This window comes from Pseudomonas sp. GW821-FHT09C08 (assembly GCF_059418125.1).
The window spans coordinates 34,328-51,898 of the sequence record NZ_JBWKPG010000004.1 but is presented as its reverse complement, the minus strand read 5'-3'; the positions used below and the strand labels follow the sequence as shown (position 1 = coordinate 51,898).

The 17,571-nt window shown below is 61.9% G+C and carries 16 protein-coding genes; 4 read left to right on the top strand and 12 right to left on the bottom strand.

Annotated elements, in window-relative coordinates; translation table 11 throughout:
* Positions 1-12 precede the first annotated feature (12 nt).
* The 7 genes from AC07OJ_RS14840 to AC07OJ_RS14810 all read right to left on the bottom strand — a co-directional run bounded on the left by AC07OJ_RS14840 (position 13) and on the right by AC07OJ_RS14810 (position 8,255).
* Positions 13-939: an aliphatic sulfonate ABC transporter substrate-binding protein gene (locus tag AC07OJ_RS14840; protein WP_282397191.1), complete on the bottom strand. Its 927-nt coding sequence runs from the start codon at positions 937-939 to the stop codon at positions 13-15.
* Complete coding sequence (locus tag AC07OJ_RS14835) at positions 939-1,952, bottom strand: ABC transporter substrate-binding protein (RefSeq protein WP_282397190.1); 1,014 nt, start codon at positions 1,950-1,952, stop codon at positions 939-941. The genes AC07OJ_RS14840 and AC07OJ_RS14835 overlap by 1 nt, the downstream gene beginning before the upstream one ends.
* A 165-nt stretch (positions 1,953-2,117) precedes the next feature.
* Positions 2,118-4,760 (bottom strand): TonB-dependent receptor domain-containing protein, encoded by a 2,643-nt coding sequence (locus AC07OJ_RS14830; RefSeq protein WP_495094726.1) that lies wholly within the window; start codon positions 4,758-4,760, stop codon positions 2,118-2,120.
* 211 nt (positions 4,761-4,971) lie between these two features.
* Positions 4,972-5,910 (bottom strand): FecR domain-containing protein, encoded by a 939-nt coding sequence (locus tag AC07OJ_RS14825; protein ID WP_495094725.1) that lies wholly within the window; start codon positions 5,908-5,910, stop codon positions 4,972-4,974.
* Positions 5,907-6,416, bottom strand: a complete 510-nt coding sequence (locus AC07OJ_RS14820) for a sigma-70 family RNA polymerase sigma factor (protein WP_065909044.1) — start codon at positions 6,414-6,416, stop codon at positions 5,907-5,909. The genes AC07OJ_RS14825 and AC07OJ_RS14820 overlap by 4 nt, the downstream gene beginning before the upstream one ends.
* Positions 6,417-6,524: 108 nt before the next feature.
* The gene (locus AC07OJ_RS14815) at positions 6,525-7,316 is read right to left on the bottom strand and encodes a phosphate/phosphite/phosphonate ABC transporter substrate-binding protein (RefSeq protein WP_495094724.1); all 792 of its coding nucleotides are present in this window, start codon (positions 7,314-7,316) and stop codon (positions 6,525-6,527) included.
* Between the two features lie 9 nt (positions 7,317-7,325).
* The gene (locus AC07OJ_RS14810; protein ID WP_495094723.1) at positions 7,326-8,255 is read right to left on the bottom strand and encodes a fatty acid desaturase; all 930 of its coding nucleotides are present in this window, start codon (positions 8,253-8,255) and stop codon (positions 7,326-7,328) included.
* 301 nt (positions 8,256-8,556) lie between these two features.
* Here AC07OJ_RS14810 and AC07OJ_RS14805 point away from each other — a divergent pair, with 301 nt between their 5' ends.
* Together AC07OJ_RS14805 and AC07OJ_RS14800 are read left to right on the top strand one after the other, a co-directional pair.
* The gene (locus AC07OJ_RS14805; protein WP_495094722.1) at positions 8,557-8,973 is read left to right on the top strand and encodes a GNAT family N-acetyltransferase; all 417 of its coding nucleotides are present in this window, start codon (positions 8,557-8,559) and stop codon (positions 8,971-8,973) included.
* Between the two features lie 94 nt (positions 8,974-9,067).
* Complete coding sequence (locus AC07OJ_RS14800) at positions 9,068-9,886, top strand: class I SAM-dependent methyltransferase (RefSeq protein ID WP_120449655.1); 819 nt, start codon at positions 9,068-9,070, stop codon at positions 9,884-9,886.
* 136 nt (positions 9,887-10,022) lie between these two features.
* Here AC07OJ_RS14800 and def read toward each other — a convergent pair whose 3' ends face one another.
* The 3 genes from def to AC07OJ_RS14785 form a co-directional block, all read right to left on the bottom strand.
* Complete coding sequence (def, locus tag AC07OJ_RS14795) at positions 10,023-10,562, bottom strand: peptide deformylase (protein ID WP_065909029.1); 540 nt, start codon at positions 10,560-10,562, stop codon at positions 10,023-10,025.
* Between the two features lie 3 nt (positions 10,563-10,565).
* The gene (locus tag AC07OJ_RS14790) at positions 10,566-11,516 is read right to left on the bottom strand and encodes a YihY/virulence factor BrkB family protein (RefSeq protein ID WP_065909026.1); all 951 of its coding nucleotides are present in this window, start codon (positions 11,514-11,516) and stop codon (positions 10,566-10,568) included.
* Between the two features lie 168 nt (positions 11,517-11,684).
* Positions 11,685-11,870 (bottom strand): CsbD family protein, encoded by a 186-nt coding sequence (locus AC07OJ_RS14785; RefSeq protein WP_016973106.1) that lies wholly within the window; start codon positions 11,868-11,870, stop codon positions 11,685-11,687.
* 201 nt (positions 11,871-12,071) lie between these two features.
* Between AC07OJ_RS14785 and AC07OJ_RS14780 the strand changes: the two genes are divergently transcribed.
* Positions 12,072-12,449, top strand: a complete 378-nt coding sequence (locus AC07OJ_RS14780) for a hypothetical protein (protein ID WP_003193739.1) — start codon at positions 12,072-12,074, stop codon at positions 12,447-12,449.
* A 175-nt stretch (positions 12,450-12,624) separates the two neighbouring features.
* On the opposite strand, the gene fadD1 is transcribed toward AC07OJ_RS14780, so the two are convergent.
* Positions 12,625-14,316 carry a long-chain-fatty-acid--CoA ligase FadD1 gene (gene fadD1 / locus AC07OJ_RS14775; RefSeq protein ID WP_065909023.1) on the bottom strand — a complete coding sequence of 564 codons (1,692 nt, stop codon included), beginning with the start codon at positions 14,314-14,316 and terminating at the stop codon, positions 12,625-12,627.
* Positions 14,317-14,706: 390 nt separating this feature from the next.
* Positions 14,707-16,395, bottom strand: a complete 1,689-nt coding sequence (fadD2, locus tag AC07OJ_RS14770; RefSeq protein ID WP_065909020.1) for a long-chain-fatty-acid--CoA ligase FadD2 — start codon at positions 16,393-16,395, stop codon at positions 14,707-14,709.
* A 210-nt stretch (positions 16,396-16,605) separates the two neighbouring features.
* Here fadD2 and AC07OJ_RS14765 point away from each other — a divergent pair, with 210 nt between their 5' ends.
* Positions 16,606-17,550 carry an alpha/beta hydrolase gene (locus tag AC07OJ_RS14765; protein ID WP_495094721.1) on the top strand — a complete coding sequence of 315 codons (945 nt, stop codon included), beginning with the start codon at positions 16,606-16,608 and terminating at the stop codon, positions 17,548-17,550.
* The last annotated feature ends 21 nt before the right edge of the window (positions 17,551-17,571 follow it).

Here is a 17,571-nt window from a genome sequence, read left to right as displayed (position 1 = left end):
GCCCCTGCGAGGTCAAGGGGCCTTGAAGACGACTTGCTGCACATCGACCTTTTTCGGGATCAGGCCGTTGGCGAAGAACAGGTCGGCGGTGCGTTGCTGAGTGGCGATGTCGCTGGCTTGCAACGGGCGGATAGCTGTCGATGAACGGTGTTCGAAGTAGCTCTTGACCACCGCCGGAGGCAGGCCCAGGGTCTTGGCCATCAGCGCGATGCTTTCCTCGGGCTGGTCGAGAGACAGGCGCTGCGCCTTGGCCAGGGTCTGGATAATCGGGCCGATGGCTTGCGGGTGCTGTTGCACAAACGCGCTGCTGGCGACGAAGAACGTGCCCGCAGGATTGAGGCCCTGGCCATCGCCGAGCACGCGGGCGGAGCCGTCGACCACCGCCGCCGAATAGTACGGATCCCACACCACCCAGGCGTCGACCTTGCCCTGTTCAAAGGCGGCGCGCCCATCCGAGGGCGACAGGTACACCACGTCAACGTCCTTCCATTGCAAGCCCGCGCGCAGCAGGCTTTTTAGGAACAGGTTGTGCGCGCTGGAGCCCTTGAGCAACGCCACGCGCTTGCCCTTGAGTTCGGCCACGCTTTGCACGTTGCTGTTCTTGGGCACCAGCACGGCTTCGGATTTGCCCTCGTTGGGCTCGACGGCAAAGTACTGCAATTCGATGCCGGCGGCCTGGGCGAAGATCGGCGGAATGTCGCCGATATTGCCGATGTCCAGGCTGCCGCCGTTGAGGGCTTCGATCAGCGGCGGGCCGCCGAGGAATTCAATCCACTGCACCTGGGTACCCGGCAACGCCGCTTCGAAGAGTTTGTGCTCACGGGCGAGGACCATGCTCACCGAGCTTTTCTGGTAGCCGATGCGCAAGGTGGCGGGTTCGGCGGCCAACACCTGGCCGGCGATCAACGAGAGGACGACGCCAGCAAACATCTTCAGCATCACAGCGCCTCCTTGACCTTGGCGGCGACATCCGCCGGAACCCATTGCTGCCAGACCTGCGGATGGTCCTTGAGGAAGGCTTCCGCCACCTGGCGGGGCGGGGTGCGTTTCTCACTCATGTCCCCGAGGATGCCGTTGAGCAGATCAATCGGCAGGTCGACCTTCTCAAACACGCTCACCAGTTGCGGGTACTGCGCCTTGAACGGCGCGGACACGCCAATCGCCAGGCGCGCCGGCATCGAACGGGTGCCGATCGGGTTGGGGTTTTTCGCGTCGGACAACGTCTTCCAGGCTTCGGCGTTGAACGGCGGTTCTTCCAGCTTGATCAGCTTGAAACGCCCCAGCAGCGGGGTCGGCGACCAGTAGTAGAACAACACCGGCTTGCCACGCCGGATCGACGACGCCACCTCGGCGTCCAGCGCCGCGCCGGAGCCGGTGCGGAAGTTGACGAAGCTGTCAGTGAGCTTGTAGGCCTTGAGTTTCTGGCTGTTGACGATCTCCGAGGTCCAGCCGGTTGGGCTGTTGAGGAAACGCCCACGCGTCGGGTCTTCGGGATCGCGGAACACATCCTTGTAGCGCGCCAGGTCGGCCACCGACTTGAGGTCCGGCGCCAACGGTTTGATACCGCGTGCCGCGTCGCCCTTGATCACGTATTCCGGCACCCACCACCCTTCGGTCGCGCCCTTGACCGTGTCGCCCAGGCCGAACACTTTGCCTTCGCTTTCGGCCTTGACCCACGCCGGACTGCGCCCGGCCCACTCTTCGCCGATCACCTGGATATCGTCCTTGGCCAGGGCCGCTTCCAGGCTCACGGTGCTGCCGGGCAAGGTGTCGGTGGGCAGGCCGTAGCCTTTCTCGACAATCAGGCGCAGGACCTCGGTGATCAGGCTGCCGCTTTCCCAGGTGATGTCACCGAAGTGGATGGGTTTGGCAGGTTCGGCGGCCGTGGCTGATTGTGCCAGGACGGTGAGTGCCAATAGCGAGCCACCGAGCAGGTTTTTTAGTGTTCTCATGAGTAGCCTCTTGGAGATTCAAAACAGATCCAGAGTGGGCAGTGTCAGTGTGGGAGCTGGCTTGCCTGCGATGCAGACACCTCGGTTTTTCAGGAAGACCGAGGTGATGCAATCGCAGGCAAGCCAGCTCCCACAGTTGATCTCCACACCCTTCAAGATCAGGGTTTAAAAGTCATAACTGAGCCGCGTGTAGTAGAACGCCCCTTCCGGCGCGGTCGGCGACAGGTAGCTGTATTGCTGCCCCGGCGTCTGGCGCAGGCGGCTGTTGAAGTCATCGGGCTTGCTGTCGAACAGGTTGTTCACACCGACCGACACCCGCAGCTGCTTGGTGAACGCGTAGTTCACGTCCAGGTCAGTGGTCCATTGCGCACTGAACACCTGGTCGTACTGGGCGTTGGCTTCGGCGGCCGCGTATTTGCGGTACTTGCCGTAACGGGTCTGGTTGAGGGCGATGGTCCATTGGTTGAGTGTGTGCACCGCGCCGAACACCAGCTTGTCTTCGGGGTAGCCGTGCTCGATAAAGCCCCGGGCTTCGCGGGTCAGCACCTCGAAACCGTTGGGGTTCTCGTGGACTTTCTCGATGGTGGTGCGCGCCTTGGTGTAGCCGGCCGACAGGTTCAGGTCACCGAACTGCGCCAGGTCCAGGTTGTACTTGCCGACGATGTCGACGCCCCGGGTGCGGGTGTCGGCGGCGTTGGTCATGAACTGCGCCCAGGAGTACTGGCCGTAGCCGGCATTGGTGAGGATCTGCTCAGCCAACGGCCCCGAGATACCGCCGCTGAACAACAGGCGGTCGCGAATCGAAATCTGGTAGGCGTCGATGGTCAGCGAGGCATGCTCGGTAGGACGCAGTACCAATCCCAGCGAGTAGTTGGTGGACTTCTCCGGCTTGAGCGGCTGTGCGCCGAGGGCCCGCGCTGCCGGGTTGTCGGCCGGCAGCATGCGGGTCAGCACCGGGTTGCCGTTGGCATCGAGGTTGGTGGTGGTGGTCCAAGACGTGCCGATCTGGCCCAGGCTTGGCGCGTGATAGGCATTGTTGATCGTGCCGCGCAGCCCCACTTGCGGGGTGAAGTCATAGCGCGCCGAGAGCTTGCCGGTGGTGGCGGAACCGAAGTCCGAGTAGTGCTCGGTGCGCCCGGCGACGCCGACTTGCAGCTTGTCGGTGACCTGGTTTTCCAGGCCGAAATACACGCCGCCGACATCGCGCTTGAAGGTGCCGGCATCGTCCGGGGTCAAGCCCGACGCTTGCACCGCGCCCACCTGCACGTTGTCGATACCGCCGTAGGAGTAGGAGTCGTAGTCCCCGGCCTCGAGGCGATATTGCTCGTGCCGGTAGGCCACGCCAGCGGAGACGGTCAGCGGATGGCTGGACCAGTTCACGTCGAGGTCCTTGGCATAGTCGAGGGTGAGGTTGGTCTGATCGTTGACCAGCGTCGCGACGTTGAATTTGGTCGGGCTGTTGGCGCCATAGCTCGGGTTGACGGTGTTGAACGCCAACTCGTCGTGCTCGTCACGGCCATACGTCGCGCTCAGGTCGAAGCGGCCGATGGATTCGTCTTCATAGCGCGTGCCCACGGTGACGGCGCCGTCTTCATAGCGGTAGCGGTACTTGGGAATCGTGCCGCCGGGGTAGATCGACGCGACGTTGTTCGGGCTGCTGGCCAACAGCGGCGGCGTGTTGTTGACCGAGGTGTCCTGGCCGAAGGTGGCGAAGCTGTAGAGCCGCCATTGATCGTTCAGGCCAATCTCGGCATTCGCCGCCAGGTTGTATTTGTCGCGCCCGGCCCCGCCCCAACGCGGGTCTTGCAACTGGCCGTCGGCGACGTACTTGTCGCCGATATCGTCGGGCTTGTTGTTCAGGGTGTTGAAGCTCAGCGTGAGGAAACCATCCCCCGGCAAACCGATGCCGTACCAGCCGTCGGTGGTCTTGCTGAAGCCATCGCCCTGGGCGTACTTGCCCAGTTGCGTGTTGATGCCACCGCCGCTGTCACGCTCCTTGAGCACGATGTTGACCACCCCGGCCACCGCATCCGAGCCGTACTGCGCCGAGGCGCCATCACGCAGCACTTCGACATGGTGGATGGCGCTGATGGGGATCATGTCCAGGTCCACCGGCTGCGCGCCAATGAACGGCACGCCACCGGAGATATTCACCACCGCCGAGGTGTGCCGGCGCTTGCCGTTGATCAGCACCAGGGTCTGGTCGGGTGACAGGCCACGCAGCGAGGCCCCCTTGGGATCCTGCCCGCGCGTGGCGCTGTTGTTCTGCGGAAAGTTGAACGAGGGCAGCAGCTGGAACAGCGCCTGGTTAAGGCTGGTGGCGCCGGTTTGCTTGAGTTCTGCGGCGTTGATCACGTCCACCGGGGCCGCGCTGGTCAGGGCGGTGGCGTCACTGCGGCGGGTGCCGATGGCCACCACGCGGTCCAGGGTCGGTGCCTGGGCGGCGCTGGTCTGGGCCTTGACGCTGCTGGTGGCCTGGGCACTTTTGGCCGCGCCTTCCTTGATCACAAAGGCGCCGTCCGGGCTGACCTGTACGTGCAGGCCGGTGCCCTTGAGCGCGGCGTCGACCGCCTGTTGCGCAGACAGCGAACCGTCGACACGGGCCGAGGAATAATTGCCCAGTTGCGGCGTAAACGAAATCACCTGGCCGCTCTGGCGACTGATGTCCAGCAACACCTCATCCAGCGGGCCGGGCGCGATGTGGTAGACCTGGCGCGCCTCTTCGGCACTGGCGGCAAACGAAAAAAACAGACTGGCCAACGGCACCAGGGCAAAGGTTCGCAGCGGCACACGGTTGAACTGATTCACTTTGGCTCCCCCCAAGGAAACTCGAGAACGCTGCTCCCCGCAGCGCTTACGGGAGTGATGTGGGACGGCCGCGGGAAAACTTGCAGATCGTTTGGTTATGTCCTTAGAACCCACTTTCGAAGCGCAAACCCTGTAGGCGCTGGCGTGCCTGCGATGGCATCGACGCGATGTAACGGGCAGGCATTGCAAGCAAGCCAACGCCCACAAAAAATCAGGCCGCACTAACGGTCACCCACAGGCCGGTGCGGCGGGTGATATGGATCGGCAAGGTGCGCGCCAGGGTGTCGAGGATCTGCTGGGGATTGTCCAGGCGGTACAGGCCACTCACGCGCAACTCGGCCACGGCCGGATCCAGGCGCAGCACGCCCTGGTGGTAGGGGCGCAGCGCGTCGATGACCTCAGCCAGCGGACGGTCGCGCACTTGCAGGAAGCCGTCGACCCAGGCAGTGGCGCCGGAAGAACTCGCCTGCATCGGGCCGAAGCCCGTGCGGTCGTAATGCACTTCATGGCCGGCGGCCAGTTGCAGGCGCTCGCCGTTCTGCCCATCGATTTCGACGGCGCCGTTGAGCGCGACGACCTGGCCCTGCCCTTCGCGCTCACGCACCAGAAAGCGGTTACCGTAGGCGCGCAGGCGCGCCTGGTCGGTCTGGATCAGAAACGGCCGCAGGCGATCACTGGCGACCTTGGCCAGCAGTTCACCTTCGCGCAGGCGCACCAGGCGCCGTTGCGGGTCGAACTGAATGTCGGCCGCGCTCTGGGCGTTGAGCAGCAATTCGCTGCCGTCATCCAGGGTTACGGTGCGCCGCTCGCCGGTGCCGGTGCGCACATCCGCCGTGAGTTCCGGCAGCCCCATGGGTTTGGCCAGCAGCACCGCGCCGACGGCCACGCCGGCGCCGGCCAGGGCGATCTGCAATACCTGGCGGCGACTGGACGGCGCCTCCAACGCCTGCTGCACGACTTTGCCGCTGACGCCTTGCGCCTGCGGCACCTGGAACACCCCGAGGCGGGTTTCCAACTGCCGGCACAAGGCATCATGGCGGGGATCGGCCGCGCGCCATTGGTGATAACGCTGCCAATCCTGCGCCGTGGCCTGGCCGGAACGCAGCAGCACGTACCACTGCGTGGCGCTGTCGATCAGTTCGTCATTCATTCCAGGCACAGCCGCAGGCATCGATTGAAGGCGCGGGTCATGTAGTCGCTGACCGAGCGCTGGGAAATGCCCAGCTCGGCGGCGATTTGCGGGTAGGTCAGGCCATTGAGTTGCGACAGCAGAAAGGTCGCCTTGACCTTCGCCGGCAAGCCGTCGAGCAACTGGTCGATGGCTTGCAGGGCTTCGAGCATTTGCGCCAGGTCTTCGGGCGACGGCGCGGTGCAGGTGTCGTCGGTATCGAGGGCGTCGAGGTAGGCGCGCTCCAGGTCACGACGGCGCCACAGCTGGTACATCAGGCGCTGGGCGATGGTGGTGAGCAAGGCGCGGGGCTGGCGGATAGGCTCCACCGACGGCGAACTCAGCAGCTGGACGAAGGTGTCGGCGGCGATGTCTTCGGCGTGCGCGCGCGAATCGAGGTGGCGGTGCAAACGGCCGCACAGCCAGTCGTAATGACTGCGGAATAATCCGCCCACGTAATCGCTGTGAGAAGTGTCGGCGCCGGACATAGTGGCTCCATCTGAGTAGGTTGCGCGTTATGTCCGGTGTTCCGGTGGGGCGATCCTAGCAAGGCTGCTTATTCTTTAATAATATTTAAAAGGTATTTTTATATAACCTTATTCAAGCACCGGGTAGCCAAGGCTGGAGGCGTACTGCTGGTAGTCGAGGAGTACCTGATAGTCGTCTTCGCTGGCCGGCAGCACCGCATGCAAGCCGAGGGTTTCAACCACGTGCGGCAAGTCCTGCAACGCCAGGTTCATGGCCGCACGAATCGTTGCAGCCTGCGCCTCACTCAAGCTGTGCGGGCCGATGTAGGGCAAGGTCGGGCTCGGCGCGCTGTGGCTCACCACGCGCAGCCCCGCCACTTCCTGCGGGGCGAAACGGGCCAGGTAGTCGTAAGTAACGCTGTCGATGGCGGCCAGGTCGGCACGGTCCTCGCGCAACCAGCGCAGGCTCTCGCGATGGGCACCACTGATGCCGACGCTGGAAAAAAACCGACCGTCCTGCTGCAACGGCGCCAAGCGTTCGCGCAGCAGGTTCATGCCGCTGTTGGAGTCGTGGCCATTGATCACGCCACGGCTGTTGTAGAACTGCGCCAGGTCGGTGTGCGGGTTGTCCTCGCGGGTCAGCAGCAGGCTGCAATGGGCGCCGTTGCGGCTGTGCGGCAACTCATAACGTGGCCGGCCGATGACGCGCACCTGACCACGCAGCTGGGTCATCAGCGGGTAGCCGCAGGTCTGGGTAACGAGCAGTTCAGGGGCCAGCCACAAGCCGAGCAGGTCCAGATGCGCGGCGTCGCGCCGGCCCAGGCCCAGGCGCTCCAGGATTCGCGTCAACCACTGTTGGTTGGCCTGTTGGATGGGGTCCGGCGCGACATACATCAGCAGCTCGGCGTAGTGATCACTCATGCGGGCCTCTCAGGCAAAGGGGTGGCGCGGGCTGTCGATGGCCTTGAGCCCGTGGCGGCTGATCAACTGGCCGTAGCCCTGCACCAGGAACCCGCCGCTGCGCGCCACCCACTGCTCGCGACGGGCACGGTAGACGGTGGGCAGCAAATACCAGGGCAATTGCGGCAAGTCGTGGTGCACCAGGTGCAGGTTGTTGTTCAGAAACAGCCAGGTCCACGGCCACGACGCCTCGTTGAGCACCGTTCGCTGCTCCGGTTGCGGATGCGGACGGTGCTCATAGTAGGAACGGATCGACGCCAGCGACAAGGCCGGCACGCTGACCAGCAGCAGGTACTGCACGACTGACAGCGCGCTGTAGTGGGCGACGAAACTCAGCATCAGCAGCGTCACCGCACCGTGGGCCAGCCACATTGGCCAGACCTGTGGCAGGCGCTGCCATTCATGGCGCGCCAGGCGGGTGATCGCCAAGGGCGCGGCCAGCAGAAAACGACCGAGCACGGTTTTGGTCAGCCAATGCACGCCACGTTCGAACAGTGAGCTGCTGTCCCATTGCTGCTGGTTGAGGTAGCGGCTTTCCGGGTCGATGCCGGGCAGGGTCAGGTCGTCATCATTGTGGTGCAGCAGATGGCTGTCGCGGTACAGCGTGTAGGGGTACCACACGGCGAACGGGGCATAACCGAGGAGTTTGTTGAGCCGGCGCGAGCGGGTGGGATGGCCATGCAGCAGCTCGTGTTGCACGGACAGCCACAGCGTCACAATGGGAATCAGCAGCACGATACTCAGCCCCACACCCAGCCAGTGGCTGGCGAGGACCACGGCGAACCAGCCGGCGTAGACGCCGATCAACAACAGCCAGGTCGGCCATTCGGTGCGGGCGGTAAAACTGTGCGCCAGGGCTTCGATTTCCCGGCGTTGGGTCTCATCAAGGTAGTTGGCCATCGGCAGCTCAGAGCAGGTGTTTCCTGCTCTGTGCAATGAGGCGCAAAAATCTTGCAGATCGTTTGGTTCTAAGCTTGTAACTCAGTGACCGAACAGGCCGGTCTCGGACTTCTTGGCTTTCTTGTCAGCGCGTTTTTCATCAGCAGTCTTTGCCGGTTTTTTCTTCGCGGCTTTCTTTGAATCCATACCTTTGACCATGATGCATGCTCCACTTACAGGGGATGTAACACTGGGTATACCACCTATTGCCCCACAGAAGGCGCTTATAATCTCCGGCCCTGGATTATGTTGCGCGAACACCATGCCCGAACTGCACCCCGAACCGCTGGCAGAGCCGCTGTGGCCGCTGCTGAACAAGTTTTACCGCCGCCACGATTCGTCGATGAAGGCACTCAAGGGCGGCCGTTTGTGGGTGGCGCGCGATGGCGAGATTGTCGCCGGCCTGTGCCTCACGCCGGTGGTCGGCGGGCAGTGGCTGACGGGGGTATTTGTCGACCCGGCGTATCGCGGCCAGGGGCTGGCGGCGCGCTTGATTGGGCAGGCCGTGGCAGATGTGGACGGCACGGTCTGGTTGCTGTGCCATCCGGACCTGGAAGGGTTGTATCAGCGCATCGGCTTCAACCAGGACACGCGGCTGCCGCAGTCCCTCAGCGAACGACTGGTGCGGTACAAACGCAACAAGCCGATGATCGCCATGGGCTTGAACATCGGTGCTTAGAACCTTTGGTGCGGTTCACCGCAGATAATGTGTGATCGGCCGGCAGAGGGCCCATGCTAGCCTCGGGGGCACCCTAGCCCTCTACAGGATGATCATGAAAACGACGCTTGCAGCGCTGTCCCTCACCGCCCTCCTCGTCCCCACCTTCAGCCAGGCCGCCGACGCACCGATCAGCGCCAAGCAGTACGCCAGCGTACTCGCCGGCAGTTGGCGCGACCCTGCCAACAGTGCGCGTGACGGCTATCGTCATCCGCAGCAGACGCTGGAGTTCTTTGGCCTGGGCGCCAGGCAAACCGTGATCGAAATCACCCCGGGTGGCGGTTGGTACAGCGAACTGCTGGCGCCGCTGCTCAAGGATCACGGGCATTACATTGCCGCCGTGCAGGCGGCGAGCAGCAGTGCCTATGCGCGGACCTCGGAAGAGAACCTGAAGAAGAAATTCGCTGCCGACCCGGCGCGCTATGCCAAGGCTGAAGTGGTCGAGTTCGACCCCAAGGCGCCGGTGTTGGGCAAACCCGGTTCAGCCGACGCCGTGCTGACCTTCCGCAATGTGCATAACTGGGTGGCGGCCGACACTGCCAACGCCACCTTCCGTGCGTTCTACACGGTGCTGAAACCGGGCGGCGTGCTGGGCGTGGAAGATCACCGGGCCAAGGATGGCGCGGACCTGGAAGCGATCAAGGACAGCGGTTACCTGACCACTGCGCAAGTGGTGAAGCTGGCGACCGATGCAGGCTTCAAGCTGGCGGGACAAAGTGAGGTGAATGCCAATGCGAAGGACACCAAGGACTATCCCGGCGGAGTCTGGACCTTGCCGCCGACGTTGAAGCTGGGAGAACAGGATAAGGCCAGGTACGTGGCGATTGGCGAGTCGGATCGGATGACCTTGCGGTTCGTCAAACCCGCGCAATAACCTGACGTGAAATGCCATCAACCTGTGGGAGCGGGCTTGCTCGCGAATGCGTTTTATCAGTCGATACATGAGTGACTGATACACCGCCTTCGGGAGCAAGCCCGCTCCCACCGTTTTGATGGGTTGTGCCAGGGGTTTACTCGTCAGCCGCAGGATCCATGTCCGGGAACATCACTTCGATAAACCCGAACTTGCTGAAATCCGTAATCCGCGACGGGTACAGCCGGCCGATCAAGTGATCGCACTCGTGCTGTACCACGCGTGCATGGAAGCCATCGGCAAAACGCACGATCGGCTCGCCCTTGGGATCGAAACCTTCGTAGCGAATCTGCTGGTAACGGTCCACGGCGCCGCGCAGGCCGGGCACGGAGAGGCAGCCCTCATAGCCCTCTTCCAGCACCGGGCTCAGCGGTGTGATCAACGGATTGATCAGAATGGTCTGCGGCACTGGCGGCGCGTCGGGGTAGCGCTCACTGGCCTCGAACCCGAAGATCACCAGTTGCAGGTCGACGCCAATCTGCGGCGCGGCCAGGCCGACGCCCCCCACATGCTCCATGGTCTGGAACATGTCATCGATCAATTGCCACAGCTCGGGGCTGTCGAACATTTCCGGCGGCACCGGGGGCGCGATACGCAGCAGGCGCTCGTCGCCCATTTTCAGGATTTCACGGATCATCGATCAGACTTCGTCGTTAGTGGGCTTGGAGTGGTCCCGGCCAAGGCCGGAGACGTGCTGTTTTTCATCGGTGGCGCCCGCTTCGTCGAACTCCTTTTCGCCTGGGTCCTTGCCTTCGGCGGACATGTGCTCGATCACCGCATTCATCTCCGCGCCCAGCAACAGCACGGCGGCGGAAATGTAGAAGTACAGGAGCAGCACAATGATCGCACCGATGCTGCCATACATGGCGTTGTAGTCGGCGAAGGTTTTGACGTAGTAGCCAAACCCCAGTGAGGCGACGATCCACACCACCACCGCCAGCACCGAGCCAGGCGTGATGAAGCGGAATTTCTGCTCGACGTCGGGCATCACGTAGTACATGAGGGCCACGGCGAACATCAGCAAGATCACAATCAACGGCCAGCGCAGGATGGTCCACAGGGTGACCACGAATTCCTGCATGCCGATCTGCCCGGCCAGCCACTCCATCACCTGCGGGCCAAGCACCATCAGCGCGGCGGCGGCCAGGAGCATGCCGGCAATGCCGACGGTGTAGAAAATCGACAGCGGGAAGCGCTTCCAGATCGGGCGACCTTCGACCACGTCGTAGGCGGCATTCATCGCGCTCATCATCAGGCGCACGCCGGCGGAAGCCGTCCACAGCGCGATCACGATACCCACCGAGAGCAGGCCACCCTTGGATTGCTGCAACTGGTCGATCACCGGGTTGACCTGCTCCAGCGCCTGGGGCGGCAACACCAGCTCCGACTGCATGCGCAGCCAGGTGAAAAAGTCCGGCAGGTGCAGGAAACCGATCAGGGCAATGAGGAACAGCAGGAAGGGAAACAGCGAAAACAGCATCTGGTAGGCCAGTGCCGAGGCGTAGGTGGGCATCTCGTCATCGACGAATTCCTTGACGGTGCGCACCAGCACTTTATGAAGCTTGAGGCCTTGCAGTACCGGAAAAATCATAGCGTCTCCTTTCGCCGCAAAAGGTTGAGTTCGTGGGCGACTCAGGGGCCGTTTTCTACATCAAGGTAGCCTATTTGGCGACCTCGAAACAATTTCGAAACTTTAATCACGAGGTGTGACATAAAAACGGCCATCCGTGGATGGCCGTCAGACTGCGCGAGCGCCGTATTACTTGGTCGCTTTCTTGACCGCGTCCTTGGTGTCGCCGACGGCTTTCTCGACTTGGCCTTTCTTTTCCTGCACCACGCCTTCAGCGCGCAGCTTGTCGTTGCCGGTGACTTTGCCGACGCCTTGCTTGATGTTGCCGACGGCTTCGTCTTTCAAACCTTTTGCCTTATCCGCTGTGCTGCCCATGGTATTTCTCCGAAAGAACAATCAAAGGGTTTTGGTCATTACGTAAAGATTGACCCGAGGCGGTTCGGCAGAGTTTCAATTATTTTTGCGCGAGCATTTCATCGCCAGCCGCAGGTTTGGCTTTATGTTTTGCGGCCAACCCACGAGAATGCCCGGCACATTCAGGCTATAACGCTGAATAACAGATCCCGTAGGAAGGTTATGAAACTCAATAAAGCACAGGCCATCGCCCGCAGAAACCAGGAACTGGGCGGTGCCGTACTCGGCGTCAACAACTGCCATTTCACTGACCTGGACCGCAAACGCAACATCTGGTGGTTCGACCTGCCAGTGGGTCGGATTGCCGTGGGCCAGTACGAGTGGATTCACCTGTTGATGCATAACGCCGACACCGACCAGTTGCTGCACCTGAAGGTGCCAACGGTGTTCCTGCGTGAAAAACTCGAAGGGCTGGTGGTGCGCAATGCCGGCAAGCGCAAGCCGGAGATCACCCTGGAGCTGAGCGCGGACAAGGATTCGTTCCTCAAGGATGTACGTCCAGCCGGGGCCGGCGTCAGCTTTGCGCAATTCGCACTGTAGGAATCCGGTTTAAAATGTGGGAGCGGGCTTGCTCGCGAATGCAGAGTGTCAGTCGCATGATCAGTCGCTGATACACCGCATTCGCGAGCAAGATCGCTCCCACACTTTGGATTGCATTTCACCCCTGCTAATCAGCAAGCATTAAAAAACCCCGCATTCGCGGGGTTTTTTAGGGTTACTTTTTCAGGCCTAGCTTCTTCAGCTCTTCATCGCGCAGTTCACGGCGCAGGATCTTGCCCACGTTGGTAGTCGGCAACGCGTCACGGAATTCCACGGCCTTGGGCACTTTGTAGCCGGTGACGTTGGCGCGCATATGCTCCATCACCTGCTCCTTGGTCAGGGTCGCGCCCGGCTTGACCACGATAAAGAGCTTGATGTGCTCCCCGGACTTTTCATCCGGCACACCGATGGCCGCGCACTGCAACACGCCCGGCAGGCCTGCCAGCACGTCTTCCAGCTCGTTGGGATACACGTTGAAACCGGAAACCAGGATCATGTCCTTCTTGCGGTCGACAATGCGCATATAGCCGTCAGGCTGGATGATCGCGATGTCACCGGTCTTCAGCCAGCCTTCGCTGTCGAGCATCTCGGCAGTGGCGTCTTCGCGCTGCCAGTAGCCCTTCATCACTTGCGGGCCCTTGACGCACAGCTCACCGGTCTCGCCCAGCGCCAGCTCGGTGCCGTCATCGGCAATGACCTTGCACACGGTGGACGGCACCGGAATGCCGATGGTGCCGATCTGGATATGCTGGATCGGGTTCACCGTGGCCACCGGGCTGGTCTCGGTCATGCCGTAGCCTTCACAGATGCCACAGCCGGTCACGGCCTTCCAGCGCTCGGCAGCGGCCAGTTGCAGGGCCATGCCGCCCGACAGGGTGACTTTCAACGCGGAGAAATCCAGCTTGCGGAACGCCTCGTTGTTGCACAGCGCCACGAACAGGGTGTTGAGGCCGACAAAGCCGCTGAACTTCCACTTCGACAGTTCCTTGACCATCGCCGGCAGGTCGCGCGGGTTGCTGATCAGGATGTTGTGGTTGCCGATCAGCATCATCGCCATGCAATGAAAGGTGAACGCGTAGATGTGGTACAGCGGCAGCGGCGTGATCAGGATCTCGCAACCTTCATTGAGGTTGGAGCCCATCAGGGCCTTGCACTGCAGCATGTTTGCCACCAGGTTGCGGTGGGTGAGCATCGCGCCCTTGGCCACGCCGGTGGTGCCGCCGGTGTATTGCAGCACGGCCACATCGCCACTGTCCGGGCTGGCGTCGCTGACCGGTTGGCCGTGCCCCTTGGCCAGCACGTCGTTGAACTTGATCGCCTTGGGCAAGTGATAGGCCGGGACCATTTTCTTCACGTACTTGATGACGCTGTTGATCAGCAGGCGCTTGAGTGGCGGCAGCAGGTCGGCGACTTCAGTGACGATGACATGCCTGACGGCGGTCTTGGGCACGACCTTTTCCGCCAGGTGGGCCATGTTGGCCAGGCAGACCAGCGCCTTGGCGCCGGAGTCGTTGAATTGGTGTTCCATTTCCCGCGCGGTGTACAGCGGGTTGGTGTTGACCACGATCAGGCCAGCACGGATGGCGCCGAACACGGCGACCGGGTATTGCAGGACGTTGGGCAGTTGCACGGCGATTCGATCGCCCGGCTTCAAGTCGGTATGCTGTTGCAGGTACGCGGCGAAGGCACCGGACAATTCGTACAGTTCACCGTAGGTGATTGTCTTGCCCAGGTTGCTGAAAGCCGGTTTGTTGGCGAAGCGCTGGCAGGACTGCTTCAATACCGCCTGAATATTCGGATACTCGTCTGGATTGATTTCTGCAGCAATCCCGGCGGGGTACTTATCCTTCCAAAAGTCTTCGTTCATGGAAGCCCACTCCTCAGCGACGCGAATTCATCATCGCATTTGATGCGATTATTATTGGTGTATGTTTTTTTAGGTGAATCTGGCGCTTTCAAGCAGGCCTAGACGTCACAAAGCGCGCCGAGAGTAGCAGCTTTGCCAAGGGCCGCCTAGAGCCAAAAGAGGGCCCCGCGGTCATAATCACGACTGTCCTACAATAATTGGTCACGGTTTAAACGAAGCTAAAACTACCGCACCAAAGGCTCTGGAATAAGGCTTTCAGACCAATACACTGCAAATGTGGGAGCGGGCTTGCTCGCGAAAGCGGTGTTCCAGTCACCTGATACTTCGACTGTTACACCGCTTTCGCGAGCAAGCCCGCTCCCACATTTTTGATTGCATTTCAATTCATCGTCAGGCGATGTCGCGCAGCTCCCGCCGCAGGATCTTGCCCACCGGCGTCATCGGCAACGACTCCCGCAGCACAATGTGCTTGGGCACCTTGTAGCCGGTGAAGTTGGTCTTGCAGTACGCCTTCAACTCCTCAAGGCTCACCCCTTCGGCACGCGCCACCACGAACAGCTTTACCGCCTCGCCCGTGCGTTCGTCCGGCACCCCGATCACGGCACAGTTGGCCACCGCCGGGTGGGCCATGACCACGTCCTCGATCTCGTTGGGGTACACGTTGAAACCCGAGACGATGATCAGGTCTTTCTTGCGATCGACAATGCGCACAAAGCCGTCGTCATCGATCACCGCAATGTCGCCGGTCTTGAGCCACCCCTCGGCGTCCAGCGCCTCGGCGGTGGCGGCCGGTTGCTGCCAATAGCCCTTCATCACCTGCGGGCCCTTGATGCACAGTTCGCCGCGCTCGCCCAGCGGCAACTCGACGCCCTGGTCATCGATTACTTTCATTGCCGTGGCCGGCACCGGGATGCCCACGGTGCCCAGGCGGGATTTATTGCCATACGGGTTGGTGCTGGCCACCGGTGAGGTTTCCGTGAGTCCGTAACCTTCGCCGATCGCGCAACCGGTGAGCTGCTGCCAGCGCTCGGCCGTCGCCTTGATCAGTGCGGTGCCGCCGGAGTTGGTGAGCTTGAGGTGGGAAAAGTCCAGGCTCTTGAAGTCCGGGTGGTCCATCAACGCCACGAACAGCGTGTTCAGCCCGAGCAGCCCGGTAAAGCGCCAGTTCTTCAGTTCCTTGATAAAGCCGCCGATGTCGCGCGGGTTGGTGATCAGCACGTTGTGGTTGCCCGACACCATCATGCACATGCAATTCGCGGTGAAGGCATAGATGTGGTACAGCGGCAGCGGCGCGATCATCACCTCCTGCCCTTCCTTGATCAGCGGATGGCCGTCCTCGCCGGTCTGCGACATGCAGGCGCGCACCTGCTGCATGTTCGCCACCAGGTTGCCATGGGTGAGCATCGCGCCCTTGGCCAACCCGGTGGTGCCACCGGTGTACTGCAGCACGGCGATGTCATCGAGGGTCACCGGATGCCGGGTCACCCCCAGGCCGGCACCCAGGCGCAACGCGCGCTTGAACGACACCGCGCGTGGCAGGCTGTAGGCCGGGACCATCTTCTTCACCTTGTCGACCACGGTGTTGACCAGCCAGCCCTTGGCGGCGGGCATGAAGTCGCCCATCCGGGCTTCGATCAGGTAGTCGATCTCGGTGTCGCTGCACACTTCCTGCACGCGCGAACCGAACAGGTTGAGGTAGACCAGCGCACGCACGCCGGCGTCCTTGAACTGGTGGCGCATCTCGCGCGGGGTATACAGCGGGTTGGTGTTGACCACGATCAGCCCGGCGCGCAACGCCCCGAACACGGCAATCGGATAATGCAGCACGTTGGGCATCTGTACCGCGATGCGCTCGCCCGGCTTGAGATCGGTGTGCTGTTGCAGGTACCCGGCGAACGCCGCACTCTGGCGCTCAAGCTCGGCGTAGGTCAGGGTGATGCCCATGTTGCTGAATGCCGGACGGTCGGCAAAGGCCTTGCAGGAACGCTCGAAGACTTCGATCACCGACTTGTAGGCCGTCAGATCGATGTCATTGGGGACGCCCGCCGCGCGTTTGTCATTCCAGAAATCAGGTTGCATTATTCTTGTCCTCTTACCTGAGTGTGTCCGGCCACTTTCGTGTTGCGATAGAAAGCGGAGCTTTGGGGACGTTAGCAGCTATGGCTAAACAGGCAAATAAGGGAAAGAGCGTCATTAATTGCGTGAATCTTCCTACAAGGGCCTGCACTGATCAGACGCAACCTCGAGGATGAGCTATACACTGCAACGACCCTGAGCAAAGGAATCGCCATGAACCACAGCACCTTCTGGCTGACCGCGAATGACCGCAGCCGCCTGTATGTCAATCAATGGATGCCTGAAGGCCCGCCCAAGGCCCTGGTGATGCTGTCCCATGGCATGGCCGAGCACAGCGGTCGTTATGCGCGCCTGGCCGCAGCCTTGTGCGCCGCCGGCTACGGCCTGTATGCGCTGGACCAGCGTGGCCACGGCCGCACCGCCGACGAAGGTACCCTGGGGCTGTTCGCCGAGCGCGATGGCTGGAACAAAGTGGTCGGCGACCTGGCCAGCCTCAACCAGCATATCGGCCAGCAGCAGCCGGGGTTGCCGATCCTCCTGCTGGGCCACAGCATGGGCAGCTACATCGCCCAGGCCTACTTGCTGCATCACAGCGCCAGCCTGAATGGGGTGATTCTCAGCGGTTCAAATTTCCAACCGGTGGCGCTGTACCGCGCCGCCCGGGTGATCGCCCGCATCGAACGCCTGCGCCAGGGGTTGCGCGGTCGCAGTGCGCTGATCGATTTCCTCTCGTTTGGATCGTTCAACAAGGCGTTCAAACCCAATCGCACTGCATTTGACTGGCTCAGCCGCGACCCGGCTGAAGTCGACCTCTACATCAACGACCCGCTCTGCGGCTTCCGCTGCACCAACCAGCTGTGGATCGACCTGCTCGGCGGCTTGCAGCAAATCAGCAAAGCGTCCAATCTCGCGCAGATCGATCCGGGCCTGCCGATCCTGGTGATCGGCGGCGAATGTGATCCGGTGAGTGAGGGCAAACGTCTCAACAGCCTGGCCCAAGCCCTGCGAGAGGCCGGCAGCCAGAACCTGCACCTGATCATTTACCCGCAGGCGCGACACGAAGTGTTCAACGAAACCAACCGCGATCAAGTCACCGCGGATGTGCTGACGTGGCTCGACCAGGCCCTGACCTCGCGTCGGCCGACCCGCTGCGAATAATTTTTCGTTTAAAATCAGAAA